Annotated in this window: 23 protein-coding genes; 10 read left to right on the top strand and 13 right to left on the bottom strand. The window is 73.1% G+C overall.

Features of this window, described 5'->3' with window-relative positions:
* Positions 1-6 precede the first annotated feature (6 nt).
* Positions 7-948: an anti-sigma factor RsbA family regulatory protein gene (locus tag ABZS69_RS54695; protein WP_355389175.1), complete on the bottom strand. Its 942-nt coding sequence runs from the start codon at positions 946-948 to the stop codon at positions 7-9.
* Positions 949-1,128: 180 nt separating this feature from the next.
* Between ABZS69_RS54695 and ABZS69_RS54690 the strand changes: the two genes are divergently transcribed.
* The 3 genes from ABZS69_RS54690 (at position 1,129) to ABZS69_RS54680 (ending at position 3,736) form a co-directional block, all read left to right on the top strand.
* Positions 1,129-1,683 carry a DUF1707 domain-containing protein gene (locus ABZS69_RS54690; RefSeq protein ID WP_355389173.1) on the top strand — a complete coding sequence of 185 codons (555 nt, stop codon included), beginning with the start codon at positions 1,129-1,131 and terminating at the stop codon, positions 1,681-1,683.
* A gap of 118 nt (positions 1,684-1,801) precedes the next feature.
* Entirely contained in the window at positions 1,802-2,176 is a 375-nt protein-coding gene (locus tag ABZS69_RS54685; protein ID WP_355389171.1) for a hypothetical protein, read from the top strand.
* Positions 2,177-2,269: 93 nt separating this feature from the next.
* Positions 2,270-3,736 (top strand): DUF2079 domain-containing protein, encoded by a 1,467-nt coding sequence (locus ABZS69_RS54680; RefSeq protein WP_355389169.1) that lies wholly within the window; start codon positions 2,270-2,272, stop codon positions 3,734-3,736.
* Here ABZS69_RS54680 and ABZS69_RS54675 read toward each other — a convergent pair.
* Positions 3,712-4,824 carry a glycosyltransferase family 4 protein gene (locus ABZS69_RS54675; RefSeq protein WP_355389167.1) on the bottom strand — a complete coding sequence of 371 codons (1,113 nt, stop codon included), beginning with the start codon at positions 4,822-4,824 and terminating at the stop codon, positions 3,712-3,714. The genes ABZS69_RS54680 and ABZS69_RS54675 overlap by 25 nt on opposite strands.
* Before the next feature lie 23 nt (positions 4,825-4,847).
* On the opposite strand from ABZS69_RS54675, the gene ABZS69_RS54670 reads away from it, so the two are divergent.
* The 3 genes from ABZS69_RS54670 to ABZS69_RS54660 all read left to right on the top strand — a co-directional run bounded on the left by ABZS69_RS54670 (position 4,848) and on the right by ABZS69_RS54660 (position 10,250).
* Positions 4,848-5,669, top strand: a complete 822-nt coding sequence (locus tag ABZS69_RS54670) for a PIG-L family deacetylase (RefSeq protein ID WP_355389165.1) — start codon at positions 4,848-4,850, stop codon at positions 5,667-5,669.
* Positions 5,670-5,729: 60 nt separating this feature from the next.
* Positions 5,730-6,788 carry a lysylphosphatidylglycerol synthase domain-containing protein gene (locus ABZS69_RS54665; protein ID WP_355389163.1) on the top strand — a complete coding sequence of 353 codons (1,059 nt, stop codon included), beginning with the start codon at positions 5,730-5,732 and terminating at the stop codon, positions 6,786-6,788.
* A gap of 66 nt (positions 6,789-6,854) precedes the next feature.
* The gene (locus tag ABZS69_RS54660) at positions 6,855-10,250 is read left to right on the top strand and encodes a BTAD domain-containing putative transcriptional regulator (protein ID WP_355389161.1); all 3,396 of its coding nucleotides are present in this window, start codon (positions 6,855-6,857) and stop codon (positions 10,248-10,250) included.
* On the opposite strand, the gene ABZS69_RS54655 is transcribed toward ABZS69_RS54660, so the two are convergent.
* Positions 10,219-10,746: a hypothetical protein gene (locus ABZS69_RS54655; protein WP_355389159.1), complete on the bottom strand. Its 528-nt coding sequence runs from the start codon at positions 10,744-10,746 to the stop codon at positions 10,219-10,221. The genes ABZS69_RS54660 and ABZS69_RS54655 overlap by 32 nt on opposite strands.
* Positions 10,747-10,872: 126 nt before the next feature.
* Between ABZS69_RS54655 and ABZS69_RS54650 the strand changes: the two genes are divergently transcribed.
* Entirely contained in the window at positions 10,873-11,391 is a 519-nt protein-coding gene (locus ABZS69_RS54650) for a VTT domain-containing protein (protein ID WP_355389157.1), read from the top strand.
* On the opposite strand, the gene ABZS69_RS54645 is transcribed toward ABZS69_RS54650, so the two are convergent.
* Positions 11,368-11,577 carry a DUF1508 domain-containing protein gene (locus tag ABZS69_RS54645; protein WP_355389155.1) on the bottom strand — a complete coding sequence of 70 codons (210 nt, stop codon included), beginning with the start codon at positions 11,575-11,577 and terminating at the stop codon, positions 11,368-11,370. The two genes, ABZS69_RS54650 and ABZS69_RS54645, sit on opposite strands and share 24 nt — an antisense overlap.
* 101 nt (positions 11,578-11,678) lie before the next feature.
* On the opposite strand from ABZS69_RS54645, the gene ABZS69_RS54640 reads away from it, so the two are divergent.
* Positions 11,679-12,515, top strand: coding sequence for a serine hydrolase (locus ABZS69_RS54640; RefSeq protein ID WP_355389153.1), 837 nt, complete (start codon positions 11,679-11,681; stop codon positions 12,513-12,515).
* Here ABZS69_RS54640 and ABZS69_RS54635 read toward each other — a convergent pair.
* The 7 genes from ABZS69_RS54635 to ABZS69_RS54605 form a co-directional block, all read right to left on the bottom strand.
* Complete coding sequence (locus tag ABZS69_RS54635; RefSeq protein ID WP_355389151.1) at positions 12,477-13,268, bottom strand: ATP-binding cassette domain-containing protein; 792 nt, start codon at positions 13,266-13,268, stop codon at positions 12,477-12,479. The genes ABZS69_RS54640 and ABZS69_RS54635 overlap by 39 nt on opposite strands.
* A complete protein-coding gene (locus ABZS69_RS54630; RefSeq protein WP_355389149.1) occupies positions 13,265-14,242 on the bottom strand; it encodes an ABC transporter ATP-binding protein in 978 nt (325 codons plus the stop codon). Before ABZS69_RS54630 ends, ABZS69_RS54635 begins: the two co-directional genes overlap by 4 nt.
* On the bottom strand, positions 14,239-16,056 hold the full coding sequence (locus tag ABZS69_RS54625; protein WP_355389147.1) for an ABC transporter permease subunit: 1,818 nt from the start codon (positions 16,054-16,056) through the stop codon (positions 14,239-14,241). Before ABZS69_RS54625 ends, ABZS69_RS54630 begins: the two co-directional genes overlap by 4 nt.
* A gap of 80 nt (positions 16,057-16,136) precedes the next feature.
* Entirely contained in the window at positions 16,137-17,579 is a 1,443-nt protein-coding gene (locus ABZS69_RS54620; RefSeq protein WP_355389145.1) for an ABC transporter substrate-binding protein, read from the bottom strand.
* Between the two features lie 96 nt (positions 17,580-17,675).
* Positions 17,676-18,374, bottom strand: a complete 699-nt coding sequence (locus ABZS69_RS54615; protein ID WP_355389143.1) for an MBL fold metallo-hydrolase — start codon at positions 18,372-18,374, stop codon at positions 17,676-17,678.
* A gap of 58 nt (positions 18,375-18,432) precedes the next feature.
* Positions 18,433-18,948 carry a hypothetical protein gene (locus ABZS69_RS54610; protein ID WP_355389141.1) on the bottom strand — a complete coding sequence of 172 codons (516 nt, stop codon included), beginning with the start codon at positions 18,946-18,948 and terminating at the stop codon, positions 18,433-18,435.
* Positions 18,949-19,000: 52 nt separating this feature from the next.
* Positions 19,001-19,180, bottom strand: coding sequence for a hypothetical protein (locus tag ABZS69_RS54605; RefSeq protein WP_355389139.1), 180 nt, complete (start codon positions 19,178-19,180; stop codon positions 19,001-19,003).
* A gap of 73 nt (positions 19,181-19,253) precedes the next feature.
* Between ABZS69_RS54605 and ABZS69_RS54600 the strand changes: the two genes are divergently transcribed.
* Positions 19,254-20,306 (top strand): LacI family DNA-binding transcriptional regulator, encoded by a 1,053-nt coding sequence (locus ABZS69_RS54600; RefSeq protein WP_355389137.1) that lies wholly within the window; start codon positions 19,254-19,256, stop codon positions 20,304-20,306.
* Positions 20,307-20,315: 9 nt separating this feature from the next.
* Here ABZS69_RS54600 and ABZS69_RS54595 read toward each other — a convergent pair whose 3' ends face one another.
* Positions 20,316-20,672 (bottom strand): DUF4267 domain-containing protein, encoded by a 357-nt coding sequence (locus ABZS69_RS54595; protein WP_355389135.1) that lies wholly within the window; start codon positions 20,670-20,672, stop codon positions 20,316-20,318.
* Positions 20,673-20,854: 182 nt separating this feature from the next.
* Here ABZS69_RS54595 and ABZS69_RS54590 point away from each other — a divergent pair, with 182 nt between their 5' ends.
* Positions 20,855-21,130: a hypothetical protein gene (locus ABZS69_RS54590; protein WP_355389133.1), complete on the top strand. Its 276-nt coding sequence runs from the start codon at positions 20,855-20,857 to the stop codon at positions 21,128-21,130.
* Between the two features lie 6 nt (positions 21,131-21,136).
* Here the strand turns inward: ABZS69_RS54590 and ABZS69_RS54585 are convergent, their stop codons facing one another.
* A complete protein-coding gene (locus tag ABZS69_RS54585) occupies positions 21,137-22,993 on the bottom strand; it encodes a protein kinase (RefSeq protein WP_355389131.1) in 1,857 nt (618 codons plus the stop codon).
* Positions 22,994-23,032 lie beyond the last annotated feature (39 nt).

Raw genomic sequence — 23,032 nt, 5'->3', positions numbered from 1 at the left:
GCGGGCTCAGGCGGCCGGGCGGGGGCTCGCCGGGGCGTCGAAGTAGACGCGGATCGCGGTCGCCCCCTCGCGGGTGTGCACGCGTACGAGGTCGCTCAGGAGGTTGACGATCAGCAGCCCGCGCGACCCCGCCTGGCGCGGGTCGACCGGGCTGCGGCCCACCAGCGGGTCGGTGATGTGCCCGGTGTCGCTGATCTCGCACACCAGCCGCCCGCCCTCGGCCCACGCCCGGATCGTCCCCGAACCGCCGCCGTGGTCGAGGCTGTTGGCGCCCAGCTCGGCCACCGCGAGCTGGACGTCGTCGAGCCGGCCGCCGGAGAACCCCATCTCCGCCGCCCGCCGCGCGGCCAGGCCGCGGGCCGCCGACAGGTTGGTGTGGTCGAAGCGCAGCCAGACGTAGTCGGCGGGCTCGCCGAGCGGCCGGTTGTGCCGGGAGACCACCAGGTCGGGGGCGTACTCGTCGCTGGCCCGCTCCCCCGAGACGTCACACAGCACGGGGTGGGTGCGCCGGGCCTCCTCGATGACCTCGGGAGCGAGCCCGTCGGCGTCGTACGGGCACACGATCGTGGCCCGCCGCCCCGCGAACGACAGGTTGATCAGCGCCTCGTGCTGCGCGGCGGCCCCGTATTCCGCCTCGGTGCGCCCCGGCCAGATCGGCTCGCCGACGATCCGCACGTGCGCGCCGGGATGCCGGTCGGCGAAGTCATGCAGCACGGCGGGGATGATGCGCCCAGGGTTGCGCCCGGCCTCCTGCATGTCGAGCAGGTGCACCGACCTGGCGTCGTCACCCAGCGCGGCCTCGATCAGGGCCAGGTTCCTGGCCGGGACGGCGACCGCGACCGGCTCGCCCACGGCCAGCCCCGCGCGGACGAATGCGCTGGTGGCAGCCACGTATTCCCGGTCACCTCGATAGAAGAGCGCCGGATGCGCGAACGGTTCCGCCAACATCAGAATTCACGCTACCCAAGGAAGGTGACTTCACGGCAATCTGGTGGGTACGTAATCGTTGTGAAGCGAATCCGGGTCGTCCGCCGCCCCCGCCTCGTCCGAGGGCCGCTCCCCCTTGACCTCCGCACCCCGTCCGGTCGAGTTCTCCCGTTCTGAGCCCTGCCAACCTATGCTCGGGACATGTCGGAATTGCAGATGCGGGTCTCCGATGAGGACCGGGAACGCACCGCGCAGCAGCTCCAGCTCGCCTTCGCCGAAGGCCGGCTCACCCAGCTGGAGCTCGAAGACCGCCTCGAGATCGCGCTGACCGCGAAGACCTACGGCGACCTGCTGGGCCTGATCGACGATCTCCCGGCGGCCCAGGCGCCGGTCGACGACGTGGTCGAGCTGGAGTCCGGTAACGGCCACATCAAGCGCGCCGGCGACTGGGCCGTCCCCCGGCGGCTGCGGGCGACCTCCAAGTACGGCAGCGTCGAGCTGGACCTCTCCGAGGCCGTCGTCCACCACCCGGTCGTGGACATCGAACTCGACCTCGCGTACGGCTCCGCCAAGATCATCCTTCCGGAGGGCGGCGTCGCGAACGTGGACGCCTTCCGCAGCGACTGGGGCCACATCCACACCTCCGACGTGCCCGGCAGGCCCCGCACCGGCGCCGTCCACGTGGTGATCAGCGGCCGGGCGAAGTACGGCAGCCTGACCGTCCGCTACGCGCGCAAACGCTGGTTCAACCGCTGATCGCCGGGCCCGGCTTTACGCCGACTTGATACCCGTGGTGTTAGTGGGGTGCAAGCGACGGTCAAGGCTTGCCCCATAATGTTCCCTTCGTTCGTTCAAACCACCGAAGGGCATGGAAATGACTCCCCCTCGTCGTCGTCTGGCCGTCGCGGCCGCGACGCTGACTCTTGCTGTCCTCACCACCGCCTGTGGTGCGCTGGGCCAGGCTGTTGACTGCAACACCGCCGCCCAGGAGGCCACCAAGATCATGAATGAGTGGACCACCACGATCACCAAGGACGCCACGGACACGAAGGCCATCGGCACGGCCTCGAAGGACGCGGCCGCCAAGACCAAGGAGCTCGCGGGTAAGTACGACGGTGACGTGGCCGCTGCCCTGAACGACCTTGCCGCCGGTTTCGAGACCCTGGAGAAGGGCGACCTGGCCGAGGTTTCCTCGTTCACGGGCAAGATGCAGGGCTTCTCGACCAAGATCACCGCTGCCTGCAGCTGACGCTGAGCCCGCGGTCGCCGTTCCGCCTGTGGGGGGCAGGCCGGCGCGGCGGCCGCGCCACGTTCGGGGGGATTCGTTCTACCCTTGCTGCCCGTGACGGGTGACACTCTGGCGGCGCGACAGGGGGCGTCCGCCGCCGCCTCCCTCTGGAGGATCCGGCTGTCCGGCCACCGCGTACGCGTGGGCGCCATCGCGCTCGTCGCCGCGGTGGCCTATGCCGTGCTCGGCCTGGTCAAGCTGGCCACGTTCCGGGCCACGACGTTCGACCTGGTGATCGTGGACCAAGCGGTGCGCAACTACGCGGCGCTGCGGCCGCCGCACATCCCCGTGCTGGGCGTCTTCCACGGGCGGGGCATGGACTACCTGCAGCTCGCCGACCATTTCTCGCCCGCCTACGCGATGCTCGCGCCCCTCTACTGGATCCACGACGGGCCCGAGACGCTGATCGTCGCGCAGGCGCTGCTGTTCGCCGCCGCGATCCCGTTCATCTGGCTGTTCACCCGGCGCGTGCTCGGCGTCGGGCCCGCCTACCTGGTCTCCGTGGCGTACGCGCTGTCGTGGCCCGTCGCGCAGGCCGTCGCGTTCGACGCGCACGAGGTCATGTTCGTCCCGGTGCTCACCGCGATCATGATCGAGCGCTACCACGCCGGCCACCGGCTGCCCGCCCTCGTCGCGATGATCGACCTCCTCCTGGTCAAGGAGGACATGGGGCTGATGGTGATCGGGGCGGGGCTGTGCCTGATCGTCCTGGGCGACCGGCTGCGGGGGCTGCTGTGCATGGCGCTCGGGGCGGGGGCCGTCCTGGCCGTACGCGGGCTGGCGATCACGGCCTTCGGCGGCGACTCCAAGGACTTCTGGGCCTACAACCATCTCGGCCCCGACGTGCCGAGCGCGATCCTGGCGCTGCTGCGCGACCCGATCGCGGCCGTGCTGCTGCCGTTCAGCGAGGAGGCCAAGGTCGACACGCTGTTCCTGCTGGTGTGGCCGACGCTGCTGCTGTGCCTGCTCTCGCCGCTGTCGCTGGTGGCGCTGCCGCACGTGCTGGAGCGCATGTTGTCCGACCGCGCCCAGTGGTGGCAGGCCGACTTCCAGTACAGCGCGTTCACCGTGGTCATCCTCTTCTGCGCGGGCGTGGACGGGCTGTCCAGGCTGCTGCGCTGGATCAAGCGCGACGACGGGTCGCTCAAGCTCGCCTGGGCAACGGCCGTCTGCGCGGTCGCGATCACCCTGGTGCCCAGGTTCGCGCTCGACCAGCTCTACCATCCGGCCTTCTACCAGGAGCCCAAGGCGGCCGCCGCCGCCGAGGCCGTGAGCAAGGTGCCCTCCGGGGTCACCGTCGAGGCGGTCAACTCCGTCGGCCCCGCCCTGACCTCCAGGACCACCGTCCTGCTGTGGACCGCCAAGTCGCGCGGCGCGCCGTGGGTGGTGGCCGACACCTCCCGCTGGGAGTTCCCCTTCGGCTCGCCGGACGAGCAGCGGGCCGCGGTCGACGCGCTGCAGGGCCAGGGATACGCGAAGGTGTTCGAACGCGACGGCTACGTGGTGCTCCGGCGCGTCTGAAGCGCCTCCGCGTAGGCCCGGTCGAACCCGTCGAGGACCGCGGGCCACGAACCCGCGGCCGGGGGCGTCGCCCGGTTGTGCGCGGCGATCGACTCGCGCAGCTCGGCGTCCGTGCACAGCCGGGTCACCGCGCGGGCCAGGTCGCCGAGCGTGCGGCCGAGCAGCCCCTCCGTGCCGTCGGCGACGAAGTCGGCGACCCCGCTCTGCGCCCTGGCCACCACGGGCAGCCCCGCGGCCCGCGCCTCAAGGGCCGCGATGCCGAACGACTCGCGCGGCGCGGGCGCCACGAACACGTCCGCCGACTCCAGCACCTTCGCGATCTGCTCCCGCGTGTAGCGGCCCGGCAGGGAGACCCAGCCGGCCATGCCGTGCCGGGCCAGAAAACGTTCCATCTGGCCGCGAGCCGGGCCGTCGCCGACGATCGTGGCGCGCATGGGGATCCTGGCGGGCACCCGCCGCCTGGCCGCCTGGAGCAGCCTCAGCAGGCGTACGGGCTGCTTGCGCGGCGCCAGCCGGCCCACGGCGACGATGTGCACCTCTTCGCGCTCGTCACGCGCCCCGGGAGACGGCGCCCAGCCCGACAGGTCGAGGCCGTTGGAGACCACCCGCACCGGCACCTCGGGCCCGGCCACGGCCCGGATCGGGACGGCGGCGGCGTTGCTGACCGTGGTCGCCACCAGCCGCCACCGCTGCCAGCCGAACGCCAGCCGCAGCAGCCGGTAGAGCGCCCGCGTGACCGGATCCCACATGCTGTGCACGGTCACCACGCACGGCAGCCCGGCCCGCGCGGCCGCCCGCACGCCCATCCAGGCGAACGGCGAGACCGCCCCCGCGTGCACGTGCACCACGTCGGGGCGCAGAGAGGTGAGCCGGCGCGTGAGATGCCCCACTCCGAACGGGTGAACGGGCAGGTCGAACGGCATCTTCGCGACGATCCGGTGGACTCCAGGCAACGGCTCGCCCTTGGTCGCCGTGGCCACGCGGACATCGTGTCCCGCCTCCCGCTGCATCCGCACGAGATCGGCCACCTGGACCTCGATCCCTCCGAGTCGCGGCAGGTAACAGTCGCTCACGTGAAAGATCCGCACCCCTCCCAGACTAATCTGGGCGTGTGCCTCCACGTACCGCAGTGTTCTTTCACGCCCATCCCGACGACGAGGCCCTGCTGACGGCGGGCACCATGGCGATGCTCGCGGCCGAGGGACACCGCGTGGTGCTCGTGGTGGCCACCGCGGGCGAGCGCGGCCTGGCCGAGATGGCGCCCGGCGAGGCGCTCGGCGAGACCAGGCTCAAGGAGCTCTACGAGTCGGCCGCGCTGCTCGGCTGCGCCCGCGTCGAGTGCCTCGGCTACGGCGACTCGGGGCTGAGCCCCAAGGGCGGCATCGCCGAGGAGCGGCCCGACAACGCCTTCATCGACGCCGACACCGAGGCGGCGGCCAAGGCGCTGGCCGCGATTTTGCAAGAAGAGGAGGCCGACCTGCTGGCGATCTACGATCCGGCGGGCGGCTACGGGCACCCCGATCACGTGCAGGTGCACCGGGTGGGCAAACGCGCGGCCAAGATCGCCGGCACGGAGATCGTCCTGGAGGCGACGGTCAACCGCGATCCGCTGGTCAGGCTGCTGCGGCTGGCGGGCCGGTTCTACAAGTTCCCGCCGGAGTTCGACGTACGTACGTTCGAGAGCGCCTACTCGTCGAGCGAGACGATCACCCACCGGGTCAACGTCCGGAAATACACGCGCCAAAAACGGGCGTCCATGGCCGCGCACGCCTCCCAGGCCAGCGGCGGCGACAGCGACCGCACGCTCGCCGTCATGCTGAAGGTCCCGCGCCCGATCTACCGCTTCGTCTTCGGCACCGAGTGGTACGTCCGCCGCGACCTGCCGCCGGGCACCCGGCTCACCCATCCCTTCGATCAGTGCCGAAAAGGATGAGCGGGAAATAATTCCTCCGAAGGAGGACCCTCGTCCGGCGACCCGTCAGACTGGACCCCGATGAAGAACAAGTGGCTACAGATCACGTTGTCCGTGCTGTCGCTCGGGCTGGCCGTGCTGCTCGTGGTCTACCTGCCGCAGATCGTGCGCACGCTCACCGGCAAGCCCGTCTCCTGGCACGAGATCGGCAGGGTCTTCGGCACGCTCGGCTTCGGCCAGATCGCGCTGATGACCGCGCTGTGGCTGCTGAGCCTGCTGGCGTACACGTTCGTGCTGACCAACTCCCTCCCCGGCCTCAACAACCTCCAGGGCCTCACGCTCAACGCGGCCGGCAGCGCGGTCAGCAACCTGCTGCCGTTCGGCGGGGCGGTCGGCGTGGCGGTGTCGTTCGCGATGACCAGGGGCTGGGGCTTCTCCAGCCGCCCGTTCGTGGTCATGACGCTGGTCAGCGGCGTCTGGAACACGATGTTCAGGTTCATCCTGCCGGCCGTCGGGATCATCGCGCTGCTCGCGGCCGGCGAGGCGCCCAACGCGACCGTGGCCAAGGCCGGGTGGACGGGCGCGATCTCGATCCTCGTGCTCTGCACGATCGTGGCCGTCGCCCTCTACTGGGACCGCGCCGCCGTCGTGCTCGGCCGCGCGCTCGACGGCCTGACCCGGCTGCTGCGGCTGAAGATCCACGCCTCGGACGCGTTCCACAAGCTGCGCGCCGACACCGCCGGCGTCGTCAGGACCAGATGGCCCGGGCTGTCGCTCGCCATGGTGTCTTTTCTCGGGTTCCAGTGGGCGATCATGGCGGTGTGCCTCCAGGCGACGGGCGCCTGGCCGGGGTTCGCCCAGTCGATCGCCGTCTTCGCCCTCTCCCGCGTGCTCACCGCCATCCTGATCACGCCCAGCGGGGCCGGGATCATGGAGGGCGGCGTGGTGCTGCTCCTCACCCAGGGGTTCGGCGTCGAGGTCGCTCCCGCCACCGCCGCCGCACTGCTTTTCGGCTTCTGGACTTACACTATCGAGATCCCGTTCGGCGGCCTGGCCCTGGGCGCATGGGCGTTCCTGCGCAGGCGCAACGGCCGGAACGCCGGCGCGGAGCCCCCGTCCGCGATCTCGAAGGCCCAGTAGTGACAATCCCAAACCCATCAAAGACCTTGTGCGTGATTCCTAGGCCCGCATAGCGTGGCGGCTGACATGGTGGCGTTCCGAGTTCTGGGGCCAGTCGAGGCGTACGAACACGACGACGAACTCGACCTCGGCGGGTTGCGGCAGCGGGCCGTCCTCGCCCGGCTTCTCGTGGCCAGAGGTCAGGTCGTGCCCGTTGACATGCTTCTTTACGATCTGTGGGATGACGACGGAGCCAAGGGCGCGCAGTCGGGTCTGCAGGTCTACATCTCGCGCCTGCGCCGGGTGCTGGAGCCCGGCCGCCCTCGTGGCGGGCCCAACCGGCTGCTGGTGACGGTCGCGTCCGGCTACGCGCTGCGGGTGGCCTCCGACCAGGTCGACGCGCTCAGGTTCGAGCAGCTCGTCCGCGCGGCGGGCGAGCACCTCGAAGAGGGCGACCCGCAGTCCGCCCGAGGCCGCCTGGAGAAGGCGCTGGGCCTGTGGCGCGGCACTCCCTATTCCGACTTCGCCGACCAGTCGTGGGCGGAGGCCGAGGTCAACCGGCTGGCGGAGCTGCGGCTCGTGACGCGCGAGCGGCACGCCGACACCGGGCTGCGGCTCGGCCTGCACGCCGAGACCGTGCCCGACCTGGAGGCGCTCACCACCGAGCACCCGCTGCGTGAGGAGGGCTGGCGGCTGCTGGCGCTCGGCCTCTACCGCTGCGGCCGCCAGGGCGACGCGCTGGCCGCGCTGCGCCGGGCCAGGAACATCCTGGCCGACGAGCTGGGCATCGACCCGGGTCCCGCGCTGCGCAAGCTGGAGTCCGACATCCTGGCCCAGTCTCCCGAGCTGGACCTGGCCGTCCCCGCGCGCCCCTCGCGGCCCGCCCCGCCGGTCACCGACACCTGGCCGCCCAGGCCGGCCGCGGCCGTCGAGCCGCCGCCGCTGGAGCCCGAGCCGTTCGTCGGCCGCGACGCCGAGCTGGCCAGGCTGACCACGGCGGCCTCACGCACGGGCCGGTTCCAGGTCGCGATCGTGACCGGGGTCGCGGGCGCGGGCAAGACCACGCTGCTGCGCCAGCTGGAGAGCAGGCTCTCCACCGACGGATGGATCGCCGCGTCCGGCGCGTGCCCCGACTCCAGCGCCACCCCGCCTGGCTGGGCCTGGGTGGAGATCCTGCGCACGCTCACCGGCGTGACCGGCGCGGGCGAATACGCGCAGCTGCTCGCGCCGCTGCTCGACGACGCCGCCCCCGACCCCGACGAGGACGAGGCGTCCGGCGGCTTCCGGCTGCACCGCGCGGTCGGCGGCTACCTGGCCGGGGTCGCGCGCCGGGCGCCGGTGTTGCTGACCCTGGAGGACCTCCACTGGGCCGACGACCAGACGCTCGCCCTGCTGCGCGCGCTGCCGAGCCTGCTGGCGACCAGCCGGGTGCTGCTCGTGGTGACCTGCCGGGAGAGCGAGCTCGACGACCGCCAGTCCGACGTGCTGGCCGCCCTGGCCAGGCTGGGCCCGGTCCGCGTGGGCCTGTCGGGGCTCGACCCGAAGGCCGTGGCCGAGCTGGTCAAGGCGACGTGCGTACGCGACATCGACGAGGACGCGGTCGAGTCGATCGTCGAGCGCACGGCCGGCAACCCGTTCTTCGTCCGCGAGACCGTCCGCCTGCTCGACTCCGAGGGCGCGGCCGACCGGGCCAGCGCCACCGAGGTGCTCTCGCAGGTGCCGTCCGGCGTGCGCGACGTGCTGCGGCGGCGCATCTCGCGGCTGCCCTCGGGCGCGCAGCAGATCCTGCTCCAGGCCGCCGTGATCGGCCGTGACGTCGATCTCGACGTGCTGATCGCCGTGTCGGGCGACGAGGACGCGGTGATCGAGGCCGTGGAGGCGGCGCTGCTGGCCGGGCTGGTGACCGAGCCGGGGCCCGGGCTGCTCAGGTTCGACCACGACCTGGTGCGCGACACGATCTACTCTGACGCCTCCAGGCTGCGCCGCACGCGGCTGCACGCGGCCGTGGCGACGGTCATCGAACAGCGCACGCCGTCCGACGTGGCGGCGCTGGCCCACCACTACTTCCTGGCCGACGCGGCCGGGAAGGCGGTCCACTACGCGGGGCTGGCGGCCGAGCAGGCCGAGCGGCGCTTCGCCCACCGCGAGGCGGCCACCCTGTGGGAGCAGGCCATCGCGGCGTTCGACCGCTCGCGCGACGAGCAGAGCGGCGCGCAGACGCCGGAGCGCAGCAAGGAGCGCCTGCGGCTCATGCTGCGCCAGATCAGGGCGCTGGCGCTGTGCGGCGACATGACGGCGGCCCGGCTGCTGCGCCGCCAGGCCATGGACGCCGCGCTGCCGCTGGGCGACCTGGAGATCACCGCGAAGGTGGCGGCGTCGCTGGCCGTGCCGCACAAGGGCATGGCCCGCGACTTCACCCGCACCGCGTGGGAGATCGTCGACGTCACCGAGAAGGCGCTCATCGAGCTGCCCGCGGGCGAGCAGCGGCTGCGGGCCAGCCTGCTGACCACGCTGGCGCTGGAGCTGGAGGGCTCCTCCTCGCCCGAGCGTGGGCGGCAGGCGTCGCTGGAGGCGCTGGAGCTGGCCAGGCAGAGCGGCGACCCGACGCTGATCGCGGCGGCGCTGAGCGGGCGGCTGCGGCAGTCGTACGACATCCCCGCCGTGGACACCCGGGAGAGCATCGGCAGGGAGCTGCTGGAGGTCGCTCAGCGCTCGGGGCAGATGGCCACGCAGGCGCTGGCCCACCTGGTGCTGCTGGAGTGCGCGGCGGCCAGGAGCGAGTTCGCGGTCGCCGACGAGCACGCGGCCGCCGCCGACCGCCTGGCCAAGCAGTACGACCTGTCGGCGCCCGCCGCGGTCGTGGTCTGGTACGCGGGCCAGCGGCTGATGATCGCCGGCGACTACGCGGGCGCCGAGCGGGCCTACCGCGACGCGGCCAGGATGACGGCGCGCGCGGGCATGCTGGAGGGCCGCCAGGCCCTTCCGCTGATCACGCAGTTCTGCCTGCACCTGGTGGACGGCCGGGCGGCCGAGATGGTCGACCTGCTCGCCCAGGCCCACCGGCTGGGCGCCAAGTGGACGCTCGACGCGTACGCGCTGGCCCTGGCCTCCTCCGGGCACCTCCAGGAGGCCAAGGCCGTGGCCGCCACCCGGCCGCCGGTGCGGCCCGACTTCCTCTACGAGCTGGCGATGACCTGGCGGGCGCTGGCCGGCATGCTGCTCGACGACCGGGAGCGGATGGTCGACTGCTACGACAAGCTCAAGCCGTTCGCCGACCGGGTGGCGGGCGCGAGCACCGGCGTGGTGGCGCTGTGGCCGGTGGCGCTGACGCTCGGCGACCTCGCCGTGCGCCTGGGCCAGCCGGACGCCGCCCGCGACCACTACCAGAAGGCCCTGGAGGTGGCCGAGCGGGTCGGCGTGCCGCGCTGGGTGGAGGCGGCGCGGAGCTCGGTCAGCAGCTCACCTGGAAACGGTCGCTCGTGACGGTCTTGACGCCCTTGGCCGACAGCTCGATGCGATACCAGCCGGGGTCGCCGGAGATCTCGGGCCGCCACTCGACGGTCTCCGCGGCGCCCAGGAAGCCGTCGTAGTCGGCCAGATACGTGCGCCAGGTCTTGGCCGAGGGGCTCCAGCGGACGAGCTTCCAGCCGTAGTGCACGCTCTGGCCGGGCGCGGGGCTGACGAGCACGCTGCGGGCCACGAGCGGCCCCGAGCAGGCGCCGGCCGGCCCGGCGAGGGTGACCTTGCCGGGCTGGGCGACCGGGTCCAGCTCCGCGGTGACGGGCACCTCGCGGGCCGACAGGGTGATGGTTTTCACAGCCGCCGGCGCGCTGCTGGCGCTGCTGTAGGCGGAGAGGCCGACGTACGCGCTGGTGAACGCCAGGGCGGCCACGAAGAGCTTGACCGCGTTCGCCGTGCCGCTGGCCAGGACGGCCGCGCTCCTCGACGCCATCTTCACCACCCCTTTTGCCTCACCCATAGAGTGAGCTCAGGTGGTTGAGTCCTGGTTGTCGGCTGGTTGCGGTGGCTTGCAAGCCGGTATGGCAAAAGCTTGCAACTTGAACTAAGGTAAGCCTGACCTAAGGCTTGGGAGGGGTGGGGCAGCATGAACGGCATCGCCGATCCCACGCGGCCTTATTGGCTCGGCCTGCCTTACTGGCTGGTGGGCGCCATCCTGATCCTCGCCCTGTTCGGCGCGTTCCAGGTCTACTACTGGGTCGGGCGCAACCTGGGCGAGAAGCTCTACGAGTCGCGCTTCGCCGCCCGGGTGGGGCGCGAGCGCATCGCGAAGATCGAGCATGTCGTCGAGAAGTGGGGCGCGCTGGCCGTCTACGGCTGCTTCTGGGTGCCCATGCTCCGGCACACGCTGCCGTGGGTGGCGGGGGCGCTGCGGGTGTCCTACCCCTGGTACGTGGTCGCGAGCGCGCTGGGCTGCCTGACCTGGGCGCCGATCTGGTGGTTCGGCATCTCGGCGCTCGTGTGGGGCTGGCTGGAGCTGGCCGCGCGGTCCCCCGTCACCGCGGGGGTCGTGGCCGTGCTCGCCGTCGCGGCGGTGTCCTGGCTGACGGTGCGGCGCAGGAGGCGGCGGCGCGCCGCGGCGTCAGAGCAGGCCCTGGTCTCCTAGCGCCTGCCCGGTCCGGTCGTCGATGGCGGCCTCGGGAGCGTTCCTGCGCACCGTCTCGATGCCGTTCACGCAGGCGACCTTGCTCGGGTAGCCCTCGCCGACCGCGAGCGTCTGCCCGTTGCCCGCCACGAGCGCGAAACGGTACCCGCCCTGCCCGTCCTCGCTGATGATGAACCTGCCCGCCACGGCTGCTCCTCTCGAATCTGGCATTGATTTACCCCCATCTGATCGAGCTTTATGGCGTAGTTCGGCAAACGAACCCTTGATCTCCTGCCAACATGATTGCCATGCGTATTGGGGGTTTCATTGGGTCCGCCGTACTCGCGCTGGTTGTGGGGGTCGCCTCCCCGGCCGCGGCGGCGGACGCGCCGGAGGTCGCGGCGAAGTCGGCGTACGTGGTCGACTCGGCGGGAACGATCCACTTCGGCAAGCGCGAGACTCGCCGGGTGCCCGTGGCCAGCCTGGTCAAGGTCATGACGGCGTACGTCGTGCTGCGCGAGGCCAGGCTGAGCGACACGATCACGATCACGGCGACCGACGTCAAGCACGCGACCAGCAACGGCGCGACCACGGCGGGGCTGAAGAAGGGCGAGCGGCTCACGGTCAGGGACCTGCTGTACGGTCTCATGCTGCCGTCGGGGGCCGACGCGGCCAACGCTTTGGCGCGGCGCTACGGCCCGGGCAAGACGGCGTTCGTCGCCAAGATGAACCGCACCGCCCGCGCCCTCGGGCTCTCCGACACCCGCTACACCAACCCCGACGGCCTGCCCACCCCCGCGAACGGCGGCTACTCGACGGCCGTCGACCAGGTCAAGCTGGCCGAGCGGGCGCTGGACAACGGCGCCTTCGCGGCCGTGGCGGGCACGAAGGCGCACAAGGTGACCAAGTCCTCGCTGCACCGGGCACACACCTGGCGCAACTCCAACAAGCTGCTCTCGCGGGCCGACGGCGTGCTCGGGGTGAAGACCGGCTACACGCGTGCCGCCGGCTACTGCCTGCTGTTCGCCGGTGAGCGGGGCGGCAAGCGCGTGGTCGGCGTGCTGCTCGGGGACCAGAACGAGCGCCGCTTCGACACGGCCGAGCGGCTACTCGACTACGCGGGCGAGCAGATCGCCGGCGGCTAGGAGCTCGCGGGTGTACGGGTGGGCGGGGGCCGCCCACACCTGACCGGCCGGACCGGTCTCGACGATCCGGCCGTGGCGCAGCACCGCCACGCGATGCGCCACGTGCCGGATCAGGGCCAGGTCATGGCCGATGAACAGCTGGCCCAGCCCCAGCTCGTCGCGCAGGCCGGTGAGCAGGTTGACGATCCCGGCCCGTACCGACGGGTCCAGGGCGGACACGGGCTCGTCCAGCACCAGCAACCTGGGGTCGCAGGCGAGGGCACGGGCGATGCCGACGCGCTGGCACTGCCCGCCGGACAGCTCATACGGCCTGCGCCGGGCGAGCGAGGGGTCCAGGCGGACCAGGTCGAGGAGCTCGCGTACCCGGGCGGGGCCGGTCAGCGGGTCCCATCGGCCCTGGACGCGCAGCGGCTCCGCGATCGCGTCGTACGCCCGCAGACGCGGGCTGAGCGAGCCGTACGGGTCCTGGAAGACCGGCTGCAGGGCGGGCCGCAGCGGGCGGAGGGCGCGCTCGTCGAGCGTGGTGAGCTCGCGGCCCTCGAAGCGCACCGAGCCCGCCTCGGGCCTGCGCAGCATGAGGACGGCGGCGGCGACGCTCGACTTGCCCGCCCCCGACCCGCCGACCAGGGCGAGCGTCTCGCCGTCGGCCAGGGTGAACGAGACGCGGTCCACCGCCGTCACGGGCGGGGTACGGCGGCCGCGCGCCGGGTGGCGCACGGTGAGATCGCGCACCTCCAGCAGGGGTGTCGTCATGCGGGCTCCCGGTAGAGGTCGGTGGCCGGGCCGGGCAGCTGGCCGAACCGGTGGCAGGCGACCAGCCTGTTCTCCCCGGCCTCCCGCGGCTGCGGCTCCTGATCGCGGCAGGCGTCGGCGGCGGCCGGGCAGCGGGGGGCGAACGCGCACCCGGGCGGCAGCGCTCCGGGCGCGGGCGGCGCACCGGCGATCGCGGGCAGCGGCCGTCCCGTCACCTCGCGGGGCGGGAGGGAGGCGACGAGGCCGCCGGTGTAGGGGGCGCGCGGCCGGCGCAGCACCGCGCGGGCGGGGCCCGACTCGACGAGCCGTCCCGCGTACATGACCAGCACGCGGTCCGCGTACGCGGCCGCCACCCCCAGGTCGTGCGTGACCAGCAGCACGGCCGGCCGCTCCCCCTCGCCCGGCCCCGCCAGCAGGTCGAGGATCCGGGTCTGGAGGACGGGGTCCAGCGCGGTGGCCGGTTCGTCGGCGACGATGAGGGCTGGGTCGTTGACGGTGGCCATGGCGATCACCGCCCGCTGGCGCATCCCGCCGGAGAACTCGTGCGGGTAGGCGCGGGCCCGCCGTGCGGCGTCGGGGATGCCGACCCGGTCCAGCGCGGCCACCGCGCGCTCCCATGCCCGCTTGCGGCCCAGCCGCCGCACGGCCAGGGCGAGCTGGTCCCCGACGGGGTGCACGGGGCTGAGCACCGACAGGGCGTCCTGCGGGACGAAGGCGATGCGCCGCCCGCGTACCTGCCGGTAGACCCGCTCGGGCGCGCCGGACAGCTCCCGCCCGTCCAGGCGCACGCTGCCGGACATGCGCGCGCCGGGCGGCAGCAACCCGAGCACGGCCCGCGCGGTCAGCGACTTTCCCGCGCCGGACTCGCCGACGACGGCGAGCGTCTCGCCGTGAGCCACGTCGAAGGAGAGCCCCCGTACGATCTCCGTGCCCGCCACGCCGACCCGCAGCTCCCGTACGCGCAGCAGCGTCATGCGGCACCCCCGGTCCGCCGACCCGCCGTGGAGAGCGAGACCGCCAGCGCGGCCAGCAGCAGGAGCATCCCCGCCGGCACCAGGGCCGCCCATGGGGCGCGCTCGACGTACGGCAGCGACTCGGCCAGCGTCAGGCCCCACTCCGGGGCGGGCGGCTGGGCGCCCAGGCCGAGGAAGCCCAGGGACGCCATGGCCAGCGCGATCCCCGGCAGCCGCAGCACCGCGTGCCTGGCGACCGGGCCCGCGACGGCGGGCAGGACGTGGTGGGTCAGGATCCAGACGGGCGAGGAGCCGATGGCGCGCTGGGCGGTCAGGTGGGCCGCGGCGCGTACCTCGGAGACGAGGGCGGCGGCGTGGGCCGCGAGCGCGGGCCACGACACGAGCGCGACCGCCACGGACGCGCCCGGCATGCCGGGCCCGAGCACCGCCGCGACCAGGATCCCGGCGATCACCGGCGGGACGGCGTTGGCCACCTCGGCCGCTCCTGCGGCCAGGCCGGGGAGGAGGCCGACGGTCAGGGCGATGACGTACGAGGCCGCGCACACCAGCGCGGAGACCCCCAGCGTGGCCGCGGCGCCGTGGCCCACCCTGGCCAGGACGTCCCGGCCCAGCGCGTCGGCGCCCAGGGGGTGATCCCAGCTCGGCCCCGCCAGCCTGGCGGCCACGTCGACGGCCAGGGGGTCGAGCGACAACCCCCAGCCGACGGCGACGGCCAGCACGGCGCCGCAGACGACGGGAACGGGGCCGACCACCCGGCTCACGACGGGTGTGGGTAGTGACAGGGCGGCGTCGCGCAGGCTGGGACCGAGCATCCAATGCCGGGCCGCGCTCGCCAGGATCCCGGCGAGCACCCCGAGGAGGACCAGGGCGAGCACCGCGGCCTGGAGCAGCGGGAGGTCCTGCGACTCGGCGGCCCCCAGCGCGGTCCGGCCGATACCCGGCACCGCGAACACCGTCTCGACGGCCACCGCCCCTCCCGCCAGCCCCACGGCGACCAGCCCCAGTTGCGGCACCAGCGCGGGCAGCGCACGGCGCAGCACCGCCCGCGCGATGACGCCGGGACCGCAACCCGCCGAACGCCACAGCCCGGCCCACGGCTCGGCGAAGGCCGCGGGCAGCGTGTCGTCCACCAGCCGCCCCAGCACCCCGCCCGCGGGGATCCCCAGGGCCAGCGCAGGCAGCACCAGGTGCCGCGGCTCCTGCCAGCCGTAGGGCGGCAACCAGCCCAGCCACACCGACAGCGTCACCAGCAGCACCGTCGCGATGAGGAACTCAGGCAACGCCCCGAGCACCGCCGCCATCGCCCCCGTCCCACCACCACCGCCCCGCAGGATGCCCCGCGCGCCGCCACCCGAGGAGCCCCGCCCATCGCGCCGCAGAGTGCCACGCACACCGCCCCGCTGGCTGCCACGCGCGCCGCGTATCAGGGTGGGCGTGCACAGGGCGCAGGCCAGTGCCAGCGTCACCGCGAGCGCGGCGGCCATCAGCGTCAGCGACACGCCGAGGCCGGACAGCACCGCAGGGAGCACCGCGCTCCCGTTCGCCCACGAACGGCCGAAGTCGCCGCGCACGACGCCGCCCAGCCACTCGCCGAGCAGCGGCAGCGGCCCGCCGTCCAGGCCCAGGTCGCGCCGGATGGCCTCCAGCGCCTCGGGCGTCGGCTCCTGCTCGGCCGAACGTGCCCGCAGCAGCGACAGCGCGGCGTCACGCCCGGACAGCCAGGGCAGCAGCCCGATCACGACGACGATCGCGACCAGTGCGACGATCCGCGAGAACAGCACCCCACCACGCGTCACGGCGACGTGCGAGAGCATCCCGGCACGGGAGAAGGGCCTGTGGAGGGGCGTCGCGTCGGCTTGTGAGGGCGGTGCGTCGGCGGGCGTCGGGGGTCCGGTCATTTGAGGCGGGTTTCCGTCGTGATCAGGACGCGCTCGCGCGGGTCCTTCGCCGAGTCCAGCACCGTACCGGCATCGCCCTGGATCACGCGCTCATGCAGCATCGGGATGGCCGCGTCGGTACGCAGGATCGCCGCCTCGGCCTCAAGGGTGGCCGCGCGCCTGGCGGGACCGGCGTCCGCCGTCGCGGCCCTGCGCACCGCCCGGTCGACGTCCTTGTCACACAGGCGGGCGAGGTTGAAGGAGCCGTCGCAGGTGAAGTCGGCCTGCATGTACGCCACCGGATCCCCCGAGTCGAGCACGGTCGCCCGGGACAGGACGAACGCGTCGAACTTCCCGGCCAGCGCGTCCTCCTCGATGTGCGCGTACTCCCGTACCACCAGCTCGACCGCGAACCCGGCGGCCCGGAGCTGCTGCTGCAGCACGGAGGCGACCTCGGGCAGCTCGGCCCGGTCGGAGTAGGTCGCCAGGGTGATCGCCACGCCCTTCGCGCTCGCGGGAGCCGTACGCTCCGTCAGGCTCTGACGGCCCTCGGCGGCCCACGGCAGGGCGGGCCCCAGCAGGCCGGACGCCACGTCGGCGCGCCCTTCGTACACCCCCTGCACGAGCTGCCGCGCGTCGATGGAGGCGCGCGCGGCGGCGCGCAGGCCGGGGGTCCTGAAGGGTCCCTTGGCGGTGTTCAGGTACAGGGTGTTGGTGCGCGGCATCGGCACCTCGCTGATCGTCTCCTTGTCCAGCAGCGCGGCCTGCGAGACCGGCACCGCCTCCGCGATGTGCGCCTCGCCGCTGCGGATGGCGGCGGCGCGGGCGGCTCCGTCCGGGACGAAGGAGACGTCGATGCCCGGCGCCTTGGCCTTCGTGCCCCAGTAGCCGTCGTATCGGTCGAGGGTGGCGGTGGTGGTGCCGTTCACCTTGACCAGCTTGAACGGGCCGCTCCCGGTGCCGACCGGATCGACCTTGCCGTCGGGGCCGTACGCGCGCTCGGCCAGGATCGCCAGCTGCGGCGAGGAGAGGCGGTGCGGGACGAGCGGGTCGGGTTCGCGGGTGGTCACGACGACCTTGCCGCCCTCGGCCTTGGCGGTCAGCTCGACGCCGTCGAGGATGCGCGGCTTGGGCGTGGCCCGGGTGGCGCGGGTCAGCGCGCCGGCGGCGACCTGGGCGGTCAGCCGGCTGCCGTCGTGGAAGGTCACGCCGTCGCGGACGGTGAACTCCCAGGTCCGTTCGGAGGGATGAGTCCAGGCGGTGGCGAGCGCGGGCCGGGCATCGCCGCTCGCGTCCAGGTTGACCAGGGTCTCGGCGGTGGACCAGCGGGAGAGCTTGAAGGCGTCGTCGCTGAAGGGCGACAGGCCGGAGCGCGGCGGCTGGAGCATCGCCACCTTGATCCGGCCCGTGCCCTGCCCGCCCGCCGGGGCGGAGCACGCGGACAGCGAGACGACTGTCATGAGGGCAAGCCAGAAGCTGCGATGGTGCACTGATTGTCCCAAATTCAGGGGGAATGAGCGGGACGAGACACTAGCACATGATAACCGTTTCCATATTCACAGCCGGTAGGCGCGCCCCTCGACGCCCCACTCCCCGAACGGCGGCAGTTCGCCCCGATCGACCGCCCGGATCGAGGGGCGGCCGATGTGGGCGAAGACCAGCCGCCCCACCCGGCGGTCGCGCGCCTCCCGCGCGACCTGGAGAGCGCTCGCGTGCCCACCCACGCCCCCGGCGAACCGGATCGGCCGGTCCCACCCGGCGGCGTCGGCGAACATCAGGTCCGCCCCGGCCGCCCAGTCCGGAAAGTCCCAGAATTCCGGCGCCCAGACCGCCCGAGCCGTCGCCGTCCTGATCAGGTAGCCGTAGGTGGGGTGAGAGGTGTGGCCGACCGGCAGCGGCACGATCTCCACGCCCGCCCCCTCGTACGCCGCCACCTCAGGGGTCAGCCCGAGCGCCCGCGCCGTGCGGCGAATCCGGGGCATCAACTCGGCCCGCTCATCGCAGACCAGCCAGCCGTCGAGCCGCTCACCGGCCGCGGCGTCGCCTCCCCCGTCGAGCAGGACCCGGTGACCGCGCCAGCCGACCACCAGCCCGGCGGGGCTGTAGCGCGGCGAGTTCATCGCACCGACCCCGACCAGGCGCAGCCACACGGCCGTCACCCGCCGCCCCCGATCCCGCACCCCGCCGCCGCCCCACAGGCGGTGATCAGCGGTCCCGGCGCCCCAGCCTCCGCGACCACACCACGGACGCGACACCCGGCGGCACCCAGAGGGCCCCCGGAAGCCCTCCCAAGGCCGGCGGATCTCGGCGGTCTCACCCGAAGATGATCCGGCCGCTGCCGGGGAGCGTGCTCATCCCCCGTGCGGCGCAGCCGAGGATGGCCGTGGTCGGCGAGAGGCCGCCGCGGACGCGCTCCCCCTTGAGCGCCCCGGCGGTGATGGTGCCGGTGAGCAGGGCGTCGGCCGGGTGCTGGGTGGCGAGCCGGTCGGCCTTGATGCGCAACCGCGAGGTGCTGACAGGACGGCCGTCGCTGCCGAACCAGGTGATGACGGCGCCCCCGCGCACCTGGCGGGCGCTGGTGCACGACGCCTCCGCGCTGGCCTTGACGGCGACCCAGCCGGAGCGCAGGGCCGCGGCCGAGCCGTCGGGCGAGGCGCAGCCGGTGAGCTGAAGATTCCCCCGGGCGGCGACTCGCCGCGGCGTGAGGCCGACCTGCGGCGTGAAAGCCAGCCGGCGCTCGGACGGCGTGGCGACGGCGCAGGTCAGGGCCGGGTCCGGGAGACCCTCCGGGGCCGCGGTCGCGATCGCGATGATCCAGTCCAGGTACATGAGCCTTCCCCGTTGGCCGCTGTACGTAATCGAACCATCACATTGTGCTGCATCATGCGGTACGGCAGGCCGGGTCCAGCCGATCCGCGGTCCACCTGAGCGAGTGCGCCACCCGTATGCGCACCTTGGTCCGCGCACGGTGCGGCTGCCGGGGCGCGCCCGGCAGGGCTTCGCCCAGAGACTCCCGATATCCCATCGCGGTCCGGTGAGCGAGGACTTGCATGGCGTCCATAGATCCTCCTTAATCAATTAAGACCTTAATTGATTAAGAACGGCCGGGCAAGGCACTTCGGTACGGTTGGACGATGGCCAGGGTGACACTGCAGACGATCGCCGACCGGCTGGGCGTGTCCCGGGCCACCGTGTCCTACGCGTTCTCCCGGCCCGACCAGCTCAGCGACGGGCTGCGGCAGCGGATCATGGAGGTGGCCGCCGAGCTCGGCTACGCGGGGCCCAATCCCACGGCGCGGTCGCTCCGGCTGGGGCGGGCGGGGGCGCTCGGGCTGCTGTTCGGCGAGACGCTGGCGTACGCGTTCGCCGACCCGTACGCGATCGGGTTCTTCCAAGGGATGGCGACGGCGGCCGAGGACGCGGGGGTGGGGCTGCTCATCCTGCCGCTGCCGCACGGCGACCGGCGGAGCGAGACGGTCAGGGACGCGGTGGTCGACGCGTTCTGCGTGATGTCGCTGCCCGACGGGCATCCGGCGCTGGCGGAGGTGCTGGCCAGGAAGCTGCCCGTGGTGGTGGTCGACGAGCCGTACGTGCCGGGCCATCCGTTCGTGGGGACCGACGAGCCCGCGGCCGCCGCGGCGGCGGCCGGGCACGTGATCGGGCTCGGGCATCGGCGGCTCGGGGTGGCCATGGTCGGGCTGCACGACGACGGCTACACCGGCTGGGCCTCCCCGGAGCGCCAGGAGGGCGCGGTGTTCGAGGCCATGCGGCGGCGGTGCGGCGGCTACCGGCAGGCCTGCGAGGACGCCGGGATCGACTGGTCAGGGGTGCCGTTCTACGAAGTGGCGCGAAACTCCCGCGAGGCCGGCAAGCGGGCGGGGCACGCGCTGCTGGGGCGGGACCCGCGCCCCACGGCGATCCTCACCAACACGGACGTGCTGGCGCTGGGAGTCCTCGACGCCGCCGCCGAGCTGGGGCTGGAGGTGCCCGGGGAGCTGTCGGTGGTGGGCTTCTCCGACAGCGCGGCCGAGGAGGCGGGGCTCACTACGATCCGGCAGGCCAAGCAGGAGATGGGCGAGGCGGCGGGGCGGCTGCTGCTGTCGGGGGCCGCGGCGGAGCCGGAGCGGCTGGTGTTCCCGCACGAGCTGATCGTCCGCGCCTCGACCGCTCCCCCGGCTCACGCTTGACGAGGCAGGTCACGCCAGGAGGAGCAGCACGGCCGCCGCGACGCTGACCAGAGCGGTGCCGCCGTGCATGCCGTACGCGAGGCCGGGGTGGCCGCCGCGCCGGGCCACGATGAGGCAGTCACCGACGGGGATGATGCTCATGGCCAGGATGACCCACCCCAGCGTGTGCGCGTCCGCCACGGCGATGAGGACGAAGACGGCCAAGGCGGTGCCGAGGTCACGTACGGCCTTCACGGAGAAGTACGCCCCCGCGTCCATGCCCGAGGTCGAGCCCGGCACGCCGAACGCCTTGGCGGCGGCCTCAGGGACGAGGAGGAAGCGCAGGCCGACCACGACGAGGCCGATGCCGACCAGGGCCGCGATCACATAAGCGACGGTAACCATCTTGTGCACTCCAGACGAGAGTCATCGGTAGAAGTGCTAGCAACGCTAGACTAGCGATGACTCAATGTCTAGCGGCGCTAGAAGTCGAGAAGCGGGAAACCGGTTACCGACAGGGGACGACGTAGGTAAGGTTGCCCTCACACCTCTCCAGCAAGGACAGCTCCATGGCGGAATTCATCGAGGTCCGAGCGACGATCGAGGGCCACGAGAGTGCGGCCGCCCTGGCGCACGGCATCCTCAGCACGGGCCTGGCGGCCTCGATCGACATCGCCGAAGTGCCGTCCGCGCACCAAGGGACGACCGTCTGGGAGCTGACGCTCATCACGACGGACCAGCAGGTCCACACGCTCGAACGGCACATCAGGGACAGCGCCGGCGGCTGCTCCGTCGCCCGCCGGCCGGTCACGAACGACGCCGACGGCTACCCCGACTGGCTCTGAGCCCCGCTACGCGCCTCGCCTGAGTGCGGCCTCGACCCACTCGGCGGCCCGCACCGCGCCGGCCCGGATGGCCTGGTCGCCCACCTTGGCGTCCACGGCGGTGTACTTGACCTCGATGACGAGGTTGTCCTGCAGGAACGTCAGCTTCGTGTAGTGCACGCCACCCGTGCGGGGGCCCACGTCGGAGGCGAAGGCCTCCTCGCCGACGCCCGGCACCTCCCGCGGCCCCCCGGTCGAGTCCCTGAACACCCGATCGACTCCGATGTCATCCCGCCGCCATTCGATCCCCAAGGAGGCGTCCGGGGCAGCCTCCTGCCATTGGAGGAACTTTTGGTGCGCCGCCTGTGCGCTGGGGTGCCATGTCTCGAGGGGGCCCAGGTTGGGCCCCAGTGGTGTCACGTCGAGGGCCCTGCCTTGTGACGTCCAGCTGCAGCCGCCGGTCTTCTCGTCGGGCCGTTCGCGCGGCCGCGGGATGAGCTGCCGCACCTGACTCGTCTTGAGGAGGGCGCAGTAGTCGATGGCCCAGGAAAATCGGCCCATCGGCTGTGTCGGCCTCGCGGTGAACTCGGAGTCCGAGAAGTCCGGCATTTCCGGACTTCTCGGGGAGAGGGCGATGATCGGCAGCAGCACGAAGGGGCTCACGAAGAGAGCCACCATGATCCGATCGCGTAACCTGCGCCGCTCCGGCTCCACCGCCTTCCGGGACGGCGCGGCGGCCTCCCGGCGCCGCCTGGGAGACAGCCGCGTCTCTCGCTGGTGCACCGAAAGCCCGGCACCTCTGGTCTCCGTGGCCGTCAGGCTCGGGCCGGCGACGAGCGTCCGCCGGTCCGAACCGCCCGAAGCGGGCTGCCCCGCGGGCTCCACCACCGTGGGCCCGCCGTCGGACGGGCCGGACGGGGCGGCGTCCGTCGGCTCCTCCCGCTGCGGGGCGGCGCCGTCACGGTCCTCCCGCTGCGGGGCGGACTCGGCGACGAGGGTGCGGACGGCCTCGGCGACGGGTTCGGGCAGCCATCGGGCCTCGGTGTACAGCTCGGCGAGCGCGCCCCCGCCCGTGGCGCCGTCCGACAGCTCGTCCAGCAGCGCCGTCGCGCTCGGCCGCTCCTCGGGCCGCTTCTCGAGGCACCGGCGCACGATGGAGCGCAGCCGGGGCGGCAGCCCTTCCAGGTCCGGCTCCTCGTGCACGGTCCGATACCACAGTCCCTGCCACGATCCGCCCCCGAACGGCCCGGTCCCCGTGGCGGCGTACGCGAGCACCGCCCCCAGGCAGAACACGTCACTGGCCGGCCCCGCCGAGTCCCCCGTCAGCTGCTCGGGAGAGATGAACCCCGGCGTCCCCACGGACACGCCCGTCCGCGTCAGCCTGCTGCCTTCCACCGCCACGGAGATGCCGAAGTCGATGACCCGTGGACCGTCCACGGCCAGCAGCACGTTGGAGGGCTTCAGGTCCCGGTGCACCACCCCGGCCGCGTGGATCGACTCCAGCGCCTCGGCCAGCCCGGCCCCCAGCGCGAGAACGGCCTCCTCCCGCCAGGTCCCGTGCTCGGCGACGGCCTCGTCCAGGGACAGGCCGGGCACGTACGCCGTCGCCAGCCACGGCGGCGTACCCTCCGGATCCGCGTCCACCACCCCGGCGGTGAAGAACCCGCTCACCGTGCGGGCCAGGGAGATCTCGCGGGCGAACCGCTGCCCGAAGTCCCGGTCGGCGGCGAGCTCCGGGTGCACGACCTTCACCGCCACCGCGCGCCCGCTCCGCGACCGCCCCAGGAAGACCCGCCCCATCCCACCGGCGCCCAGCCGCGCCTCGATCTGGTACGGCCCCACCCTTCGCGGGTCCTCCGGCCGCAGCGACTCGAACGCGGGCACGCGCGCCTCCCGGGGGTCAGGCGGGTCAGATCATCACAT

The sequence above is a fragment of the Nonomuraea sp. NPDC005650 genome (assembly GCF_040605375.1).
In the GTDB taxonomy this organism is placed as follows: domain Bacteria; phylum Actinomycetota; class Actinomycetes; order Streptosporangiales; family Streptosporangiaceae; genus Nonomuraea.
Note: the sequence above shows the minus strand (reverse complement) of the source record. Positions and strands in the feature narration are given on the sequence as shown.

Coding starts and splice junctions, on each gene's coding strand:
- ABZS69_RS54650 (WP_355389157.1), top strand. CDS start 10,873: ATGAACGGCATCGCCGATCCCACGCGGCCTTATTGGCTCGGCCTGCCT.
- ABZS69_RS54685 (WP_355389171.1), top strand. CDS start 1,802: ATGACTCCCCCTCGTCGTCGTCTGGCCGTCGCGGCCGCGACGCTGACT.
- ABZS69_RS54640 (WP_355389153.1), top strand. CDS start 11,679: ATGCGTATTGGGGGTTTCATTGGGTCCGCCGTACTCGCGCTGGTTGTG.
- ABZS69_RS54600 (WP_355389137.1), top strand. CDS start 19,254: ATGGCCAGGGTGACACTGCAGACGATCGCCGACCGGCTGGGCGTGTCC.
- ABZS69_RS54655 (WP_355389159.1), bottom strand. CDS start 10,746: ATGGGTGAGGCAAAAGGGGTGGTGAAGATGGCGTCGAGGAGCGCGGCC.
- ABZS69_RS54630 (WP_355389149.1), bottom strand. CDS start 14,242: ATGACGCTGCTGCGCGTACGGGAGCTGCGGGTCGGCGTGGCGGGCACG.
- ABZS69_RS54620 (WP_355389145.1), bottom strand. CDS start 17,579: ATGACAGTCGTCTCGCTGTCCGCGTGCTCCGCCCCGGCGGGCGGGCAG.
- ABZS69_RS54605 (WP_355389139.1), bottom strand. CDS start 19,180: ATGGACGCCATGCAAGTCCTCGCTCACCGGACCGCGATGGGATATCGG.
- ABZS69_RS54690 (WP_355389173.1), top strand. CDS start 1,129: ATGTCGGAATTGCAGATGCGGGTCTCCGATGAGGACCGGGAACGCACC.
- ABZS69_RS54660 (WP_355389161.1), top strand. CDS start 6,855: ATGGTGGCGTTCCGAGTTCTGGGGCCAGTCGAGGCGTACGAACACGAC.
- ABZS69_RS54635 (WP_355389151.1), bottom strand. CDS start 13,268: ATGACGACACCCCTGCTGGAGGTGCGCGATCTCACCGTGCGCCACCCG.
- ABZS69_RS54695 (WP_355389175.1), bottom strand. CDS start 948: ATGTTGGCGGAACCGTTCGCGCATCCGGCGCTCTTCTATCGAGGTGAC.
- ABZS69_RS54590 (WP_355389133.1), top strand. CDS start 20,855: ATGGCGGAATTCATCGAGGTCCGAGCGACGATCGAGGGCCACGAGAGT.
- ABZS69_RS54625 (WP_355389147.1), bottom strand. CDS start 16,056: ATGCTCTCGCACGTCGCCGTGACGCGTGGTGGGGTGCTGTTCTCGCGG.
- ABZS69_RS54665 (WP_355389163.1), top strand. CDS start 5,730: ATGAAGAACAAGTGGCTACAGATCACGTTGTCCGTGCTGTCGCTCGGG.
- ABZS69_RS54610 (WP_355389141.1), bottom strand. CDS start 18,948: ATGTACCTGGACTGGATCATCGCGATCGCGACCGCGGCCCCGGAGGGT.